Origin of the sequence: Rathayibacter tanaceti, from assembly GCF_001634385.1 — a bacterium.
Classification (GTDB): domain Bacteria; phylum Actinomycetota; class Actinomycetes; order Actinomycetales; family Microbacteriaceae; genus Rathayibacter; species Rathayibacter tanaceti.
On the sequence record NZ_LIIN01000135.1, the window covers coordinates 1 to 7,384 of the forward strand.

The following is a 7,384-nucleotide window of genomic DNA, read 5'->3' on the forward strand; positions in this document are numbered from 1 at the left end:
CCGTCTCGGCGACGGCTCCCGCGCTGGGCAGGCGGGTCGTCGCGGCGGCCGTCACGACGTCGACCCAGCCCTCGATGAGGCGAGAACCGTCTCGAGGCGACCGTGCGCTGCGAGCTGCTCGTCGGTCTTCGGTGGGATCAGCGCGCCCGAGGTCATCGCGTCCCGGAGCTCCTCCGGGTTCGAGGGGTCGAAGTTCTCGGCCAGCTCCTCAAGGCGGGTCGTGTCGATGCTGATGCCGCGCGCGAAGTCGGTGATCTGCGAGATCAGCGCCAGGCGGAGCCACCTGCCGTGCCGGAACAGGCGGGCGTGGGCGAGCTCACGGACCGCCAGGTACAGCTGCACCTGGTCGATCGGGATGTCGAGGCCCTCGCCGAACTCTGCGACGTTCTGCGGCAGGATCGCCGCGTCGTTCTCCTCCAGGAGCGGGATGCCGATGTCGCCTCCCGAGACGACCTCGGCCGCGAGCTGCCCGACGACCTGGCCGAGCTGGAGGGCGAACAGCGTCCCGCCGATGCCGCGCATCATGCCCTCGCGCCGGCGATCATTTCCTGCATCTCCTCGGGGGCCTGCTCGCGCAGCACTCGGGTGAGCGCGTCCGAGATGCTCAGAGCCACCGGCTCCGCGAGCTGCGTCCACACCGGCATGGTCAGGGCGATCCACTCGAGGCGGCTGATCGAGCGCGGGGTGCGGCTCAGCTCAGAGACGTAGGCGACCTCGTCGAGCCACAGCGCCGCGACTCCGAAGGCGCCGTCGACGGGCGCGCGCACGGAGTCGGTCACCGGCGTGGACTCGGCCCGAGCCAGCTGCTTCGCCTGCTCCAGCGACAGCGTCCAGTTGACGCCCCCCGAGCCGTTCTGCTGCATCGCGCTCTGCAGCTGCGCGAGCAGGTTCTGCAGCGCGACCGGGTCGTTGGGGAGGCCGGCCGCGCCCGCGAGCTGCGAGGCGTCGACGGGTCCGTTCCCCGAGAGGAACTGCCGCAGCATCTCCTGGAAGTCGTCCTCGGAGCCGCCGCCCGCTCGGTCCGCACTGTCGCCATCGGCCATCGGGTCAGCCCTCCGTCGTTCTGGTGAAGTCGGGCGTCGCGCCGCGTCGGCGGCCCAGCATCGGGCGCCGGTTCGGGCGCGACTCCCAGTCGTGCAAGCTACGTTAGCCCGAGCGCCCCGGGCCGCGGCGTGCAGACAGCCGCCCGCGCCCAGCCCGCTTCCGCCCGCCGCGAACATCCCGGCGGAGCCGCTCCGCCCGCCGTCAGAAAGGCCCCCGTGACGCTGTTCTCCGACGACCTGCGCCCGTCCTCCTCCCGGAGGCGCGCGTGGGTCGGCCCGGTCGTGCTCCTCTCGGGAGTCGCTCTCGTGGTCGGCCTCGGCGTCACGCCGGCTCCGTACGTGATCGAGCAGCCCGGCCCGGTCTTCGACACGCTCGGCAGCAGCAAGGACGTCCCCCTCATCTCCATCCCGGACGAGACGACCTATCCCACGGGTGGAACGCTCGCCATGCTCACGGTGTCGGTCGTCGGCAACCCCGAAAGCCTGCCCACCTGGGTCGAGGTCGCGAGCGCGTGGTTCGACCGCACCAAGGCCGTCGTCCCGGTCGACGCGATCTTCCCGCCCTCGACCACGGTCGAGGAGCGCGATGAGGTGAACCAGGCCGAAATGACCGATTCGCAGCAGGAGGCGATCGCCGCGGCGCTCACCGAGCTCGGCTACCCGGTCGAGCAGAAGGTGTCGGTGGTGCAGGTCCCGGAGGGGTCACCGGCCGAGGGCGTCCTGGAGCCGGGGGACGAGATCCTCGCCGTGGCCGGCACCGCCGTCGCGGATGCCACGGCGCTCCGCGCGACCCTGCAGACGCTCGGCACCGGCGCGCCGGTCCAGCTCAGCATCGAGCGCGGCGGTGAGCAGGAGGAGGTGCAGGTCACGCCCCGTGACTCCAACGGAGCGGCCGTCATCGGCATCCTCCCCGGCGCCACCTTCGAGTTCCCGTTCGAGGTCGACATCCGGCTCGACGACGTCGGCGGCCCGAGCGCGGGCATGATGTTCGCGCTCGGGATCATCGACAAGCTCACCGAGGGCGAGCTCAACGGCGGCCGGAACGTCGCCGGGACCGGCACGATCGACGCGGCGGGCGAGGTCGGGGCGATCGGCGGGATCCGCCAGAAGCTCTACGGAGCGCAGGGCGCGGGTGCGCAGTACTTCCTCGCTCCCGCCGACAACTGCAACGAGGTGGTCGGCCACGTGCCCGAGGGTCTCGATGTGGTCTCGGTCGCGACGCTCGACGACGCCCTCGCCGCACTCCGGTCGATCGCCGCCGGCGACACCGCCGACCTGCCCGATTGCAGCACCGCGACCCCGATCGACTGACCCCGCCCGCGGGGGTGACGCACAGGTGACCCGCACACCGGTCGCATAGCATGGGTGGCCTCCCCTCACATCTCGACAGCAAGAGGCCCCTACGTGAGTTCCACAGCAACCGAAACGCCGCCGCGGAAGAGACGGAGCGTCCTCGCCGTCACTGTCGTGGTGGTGGCCGTCCTGGTGGTGGCGTTCTTCGTCTTCTCCGGTCTCTACACCGACGTCCTCTGGTACGACCAGCTCGGCTTCTTGTCCGTGCTGACCACGCAGTGGGCCGCGGCCGGCGGGCTCTTCGTCATCGGCTTCGTCGCCATGGCCGTGCCCGTGTTCGTCAGCCTGCTGCTCGCCTACCGGCTCCGCCCGGTCTACGCGAAGCTCAACTCGCAAATCGACCGCTACCAGCAGGTTGTGGAGCCGCTGCGGCGCCTGGCCACCTTCGGGATCCCCGCGGTTCTCGGCCTCTTCGCCGGAGTCTCTTCGGCCACCCGCTGGCAGACGAGCCTCACCTTCTGGAACCGCACTCCCTCGGGCACGACCGACCCGCAGTTCGGGCTCGACACGTCGTTCTACCTCTTCGAGCTGCCCTTCTACCAGAGCATCGTCGGGTTCGCCTCGGCCGTCCTGCTGATCTCGGGGTTCGCGACGCTCGCCACCGGGTACCTCTACGGAGCGATCCGCGTCAACGGCCGCGAGATCCGCGTCTCGAAGGCCTCGCGCATCCAGCTCGCGATCATCGCGGCCCTCTATCTCGCGGTGCAGGCGGTCAGCTTCTGGCTCGACCAGTACGCGACGCTCGCTCAGCAGGGCCCGCGCATCACCGGAGCCACCTACTCGACCGTCAATGCGACGATCCCGGGGCTGCAGATCGTCGCGGGCATCGCCGCCCTGGTCGCCGTGCTCTTCGTCGTCACCGCCTTCATCGGCCGGTGGCGCCTGCCCGTGATCGGAACCGCGCTCCTGATCGTGTCGAGCCTCCTGGTCGGATCCCTCTACCCCTGGATCGTGCAGAAGTTCCAGGTCGAGCCGAACGAGCGCACGCTCGAGCAGCCCTTCATCCAGAACAACATCGACATGACCCGCGAGGCCTACGGGGTGAGCGACGTCCAGGTGATCCCCTACGACGCGACGACCGACGCCGAGCCGGGCGCCCTCCGCTCCGACGCCGAGACCACGGCGAACATCCGCATCCTCGACCCCGCCGTCGTCACCGATGCGTTCTCGCAGCTGCAGCAGTTCCGCCAGTACTATAAGTTCGGCGACGCGCAGAACGCCCTCGACGTCGACCGGTACTCGATCGACGGCTCGACGCAGGATGCCGTGGTCGGCGTCCGGGAGCTCAACCTCAGCGGGCTCGGCGCCAACCAGACCTGGTACAACCAGACCCTCGTCTACACCCACGGCTACGGACTGGTGGCGGCCTACGGCAACCAGCGCTCGGCCGACGGTGAGCCGGTGTTCATCGAGTCCGGAGTCCCGACCACGGGCGACCTTGGCGACTACGAGCCGCGGATCTACTTCGGCGAGAACTCGCCCGCGTACTCGATCGTCGGCGGCGACGGCTCGCGCGACATCGAGCTCGACTACCCCTCGGGGACCGACGGCGCGCAGCAGACCTACACGACCTTCGACGGCGAGGGCGGGCCCGCGCTCGACAACGTCTTCAAGAAGCTCGTCTACGCGATCAAGTTCCAGTCGGAGCAGATCTTCCTGTCGAACGGCGTGAACAACGACTCGCAGATCCTCTACGACCGCGATCCGGTGCAGCGCGTGCAGAAGGTCGCTCCCTACCTCAAGCTCGACTCCGACGCCTACCCGACCGTGGTCGACGGCCGCGTGGTGTGGGTCGTCGACGGGTACACCACCTCGGCCGACTATCCGTACTCGGAGGTGCAGAGCCTCTCGCAGGCGATCGCCGACACGAACACGCAGCAGCAGTTCCCGACCGACGACGTCAACTACATCCGCAACTCGGTCAAGGCGACCGTCGACGCCTACGACGGCAAGGTGACGCTCTACTCGTGGGACACCGAGGACCCGATCCTGCAGACCTGGCAGAAGATCTTCCCCACGACGGTCAAGCCGGTCAGCGACATGTCGGCCGAGCTGCTCAGCCACGTCCGCTACCCGGAGGACCTCTTCAAGGTCCAGCGCGCGGTCCTCGGCACTTACCACGTGACCGACGCCGGCTCGTTCTACTCCCGTGAGGATGCGTGGGCGACGCCGAACGACCCCACGAGCGGAGCCGCGACCACGGCCGCCGCGACGGGCACGAGCCTGCAGCCGCCCTACTACCTGACGCTGCAGACGCCCGACCAGGAGGTGCCGTCGTATTCGCTCTACTCGACGTACATCCCGGCCAGCGTCCAGGGCGCGCAGGCCAGCCGCAACGTGCTGACCGGCTACCTGGTCGCCGACTCCGACGCCGGCTCCGAGGCGGGCACCGTGGCCGACGGCTACGGCACGCTCCGCCTGCTCGAGCTGCCGAAGGACGACACGGTCCCCGGCCCGGGTCAGGTGCAGAACGCGTTCACGACCGACCCCACGGTCGCGAACGAGCTCAACATCCTCTCGCGCGGCGATACGACCGTCACGAGGGGCAACCTGCTCACCCTGCCGGTCGGCGGCGGCCTGCTCTACGTCCAGCCGATCTACGTGCGCTCCAACGGAGACACGAGCTTCCCGCTCCTGCAGAAGGTCCTGGTCGCGTTCGGTGACGACATCGCCTTCGAGGACACCCTCGATGCCGCGCTCGACAGCCTCTTCGGCGGCGACTCGGGAGCGGACGCGGGCGACACCGGTACGCCGACGACTCCGAGCACGGGGTCCGATACCGGAGGCACCGACACCGGCGGCGATGCGGGCGGCACCACCGGTGGCGACGCGGGGGGCACCGGAGGAGTGACCGGCGACCCGACGGCGCTCCAGCAGGCCCTGAACGACGCCCGCGACGCTCTGGCGGCGCGGGAGGCGGCCCTGAAGTCGGGCGACCTGACCGCGTTCGCCGCGGCCGACAAGCAGTTGACGGACGCTCTGGCGCGCGCGCTGCAGAACGAGGGGCAGTAGCCCGGTGGTGCAGGTCGACCGCGGCGAGCACCTCCGCTCGGGGGAGTGGCTCGAGCTGAACCGCACGCACTGGGAGGGGCGCACCGGCGAGGGTGCGCTCCACCCGGAGTTCGTCGCGGCGGCGATCGGTGTCCCGGAGCCCCGGGTCCTGCACCTCGGCTCGGGGGACGGGCGCGACGCGCTCGTCCTCGCGGAGCGCGGCGCTCGCGTGGTCGGCGTCGACTTCTCGATGCCGGCCGTCCGCCGAGCACGGGCCGCCGCCGCGGACCTCGACTTCAGCGGCTCCGCTCGCTTCGTCTGCGCGAACATCTACGAGCTGCGGCACATGCTGCCGGAGCCCGACTCCTTCGACGTCGTGCTGTGCAGCGCCGGCGTCGTCTCGTGGCTCCCCGACCTGGAGGAGTGGGCGCGGCTGGTGGAGTGGTTCGTCGCCCCGGGCGGCGCGGTCCTGGTCGGTCCTGCGACCTCCGCGCCCGAGGAGGGCGCTCAGGTGCGGACCTGGATCCGCCCGTCCGCCGACCTCGCCGCAGCACTGACGGCTGTCGGGCTGACCGTCGGCGGCGACGCCGTCCTGAGCGCCGCGAAGCCCGCCTGACGCCGGCGCTCGCCTCCGCCGATTTGCACCGGCTTGAGAACGCGTGTAATGTCTCTTCTTGTGCCGCGGGGTGGAGCAGTTCGGTAGCTCGCTGGGCTCATAACCCAGAGGTCGTAGGTTCAAATCCTGCCCCCGCAACAAGAAAGCGAAAGCCGGTCCCGAGAGGGACCGGCCTTCGTCGTTAACGCGGGTGCGCGGACGTGTTGTCCGCGGCCTGCTGACGGTGCGCGGGTCGAATCCTCAGTCGCCCTCGATCACGCTCAGCACGTTGCCCGCCGGATCGCGGAACCAGCAGATCGTCGGACCGTGGCCGCGCATCACTCCGTTCGCGTCGGTCGGCAGCGACGGATCGTCGGAGATCGCCGTGACCACGCCCGCGGCGTTCAGCTCGGCGACCGCGGCGTCGACGTCCTTCACCGAGAAGTTCAGGATCGTGAACGAGGCCGGCTCGTGACCCGGCTTCGGATACGCGATCGCGTGCCCGCCGCCCGGCAGCTCGATCTCGAGGATCCCCATCGCGTTCACCGCCACCTCGAGCCCGAGCACTCCGCCGTAGAAGGCGCGGGCCGCCTCCACGTCATCCACGCTGAAACCGCTGAAGGCCCGCTCGCACCGGATCATCGCCGACCTCTTCTTCCCCGTCGCCTCGTCGTGTCCCTGCTCGCGGACGCTACTCCGGTCGGCTGCCCGCGTCACCATCGAGTCCGAAGGAGCCCTGTCGCGCGGCGTGCCGCGCCCCGCGCGCTCCGGCCCGTCGAGACCGTCGGCTACCGGTGGCTCGCGCTCGCTCTCTCGCTGCCGTCCAGCGGCGTCTGGCCGGTGTCGGTGGTCTGGCGGGTGATCGCCCCCGGCGGTCCTGACCCTGCCGCTGGCACGGCGGGGCCGGACGAGATCGCGCTCCCGCTGCGCTCCTCCTGAGCCTGTCGACCGGCGGAGGTACGCCCCGCGCGGGTGATCGGACACCGAGTCCCGACACGCGGTGACACGCTCGTGCCACACGGTGTGTCGGGTGGGTCCGCACGGTAGCCTCGACCGCGACGTGAAGGGTGCAGGTGTGACGGACGAGCAGGTGGACGAGAGCCCGAACCCCGACGGGGTCGGCCGCCACCCGACCCGGCGGAGCCTGCGAGAGGCGCAGCGCGTCACTCCGGCGCTCCCCGCGGCCCGCGTCGCCACGCCGATCCTGAGCCCTGTCCGGCCCGTGCGCCGCCGTCGTGCGTTGCGCACGGCGATCAGCACCGTCGCCGTCGCGGCGATCGCGGGTCTGGTCGCCGTGTCGGCCCTGCCCGCCTACTCCTTCGACCCGGCTCCGGACTCGCAGGCCGCCGTCGAGGCCGCCGCCCGCATCCAGGCCCTCGGCAACCAGAAGCTCACCGTCGCC

5 protein-coding genes, 1 tRNA gene and 2 pseudogenes are annotated in these 7,384 nt (G+C 70.7%); 6 read left to right on the forward strand and 2 right to left on the reverse strand.

Translation table 11 applies throughout. The annotated features are described in order from the left end of the window. Positions 1-51 precede the first annotated feature (51 nt). Positions 52-1,220 (reverse strand): annotated as a pseudogene (locus ACH61_RS19395) (zinc-dependent metalloprotease). 39 nt (positions 1,221-1,259) lie between these two features. On the opposite strand from ACH61_RS19395, the gene ACH61_RS13140 reads away from it, so the two are divergent. The 4 genes from ACH61_RS13140 (at position 1,260) to ACH61_RS13155 (ending at position 6,141) form a co-directional block, all read left to right on the forward strand. Beyond that, the gene (locus ACH61_RS13140; RefSeq protein ID WP_068212766.1) at positions 1,260-2,354 is read left to right on the forward strand and encodes a YlbL family protein; all 1,095 of its coding nucleotides are present in this window, start codon (positions 1,260-1,262) and stop codon (positions 2,352-2,354) included. Between the two features lie 93 nt (positions 2,355-2,447). After that, a complete protein-coding gene (locus tag ACH61_RS13145) occupies positions 2,448-5,408 on the forward strand; it encodes a UPF0182 family membrane protein (protein ID WP_199220828.1) in 2,961 nt (986 codons plus the stop codon). Between the two features lie 4 nt (positions 5,409-5,412). Beyond that, a complete protein-coding gene (locus tag ACH61_RS13150; RefSeq protein ID WP_068212769.1) occupies positions 5,413-6,003 on the forward strand; it encodes a class I SAM-dependent methyltransferase in 591 nt (196 codons plus the stop codon). A gap of 64 nt (positions 6,004-6,067) precedes the next feature. Then, a tRNA-Met gene (locus tag ACH61_RS13155) sits at positions 6,068-6,141 on the forward strand. A gap of 102 nt (positions 6,142-6,243) precedes the next feature. On the opposite strand, the gene ACH61_RS13160 is transcribed toward ACH61_RS13155, so the two are convergent. Next, on the reverse strand, positions 6,244-6,624 hold the full coding sequence (locus ACH61_RS13160) for a VOC family protein (protein ID WP_068212772.1): 381 nt from the start codon (positions 6,622-6,624) through the stop codon (positions 6,244-6,246). A gap of 30 nt (positions 6,625-6,654) precedes the next feature. Between ACH61_RS13160 and ACH61_RS13165 the strand changes: the two genes are divergently transcribed. After that, positions 6,655-6,921, forward strand: a complete 267-nt coding sequence (locus ACH61_RS13165; RefSeq protein ID WP_068212785.1) for a hypothetical protein — start codon at positions 6,655-6,657, stop codon at positions 6,919-6,921. 136 nt (positions 6,922-7,057) lie between these two features. Beyond that, positions 7,058-7,384: pseudogene (locus ACH61_RS13170) on the forward strand (hypothetical protein); the annotation flags it as partial.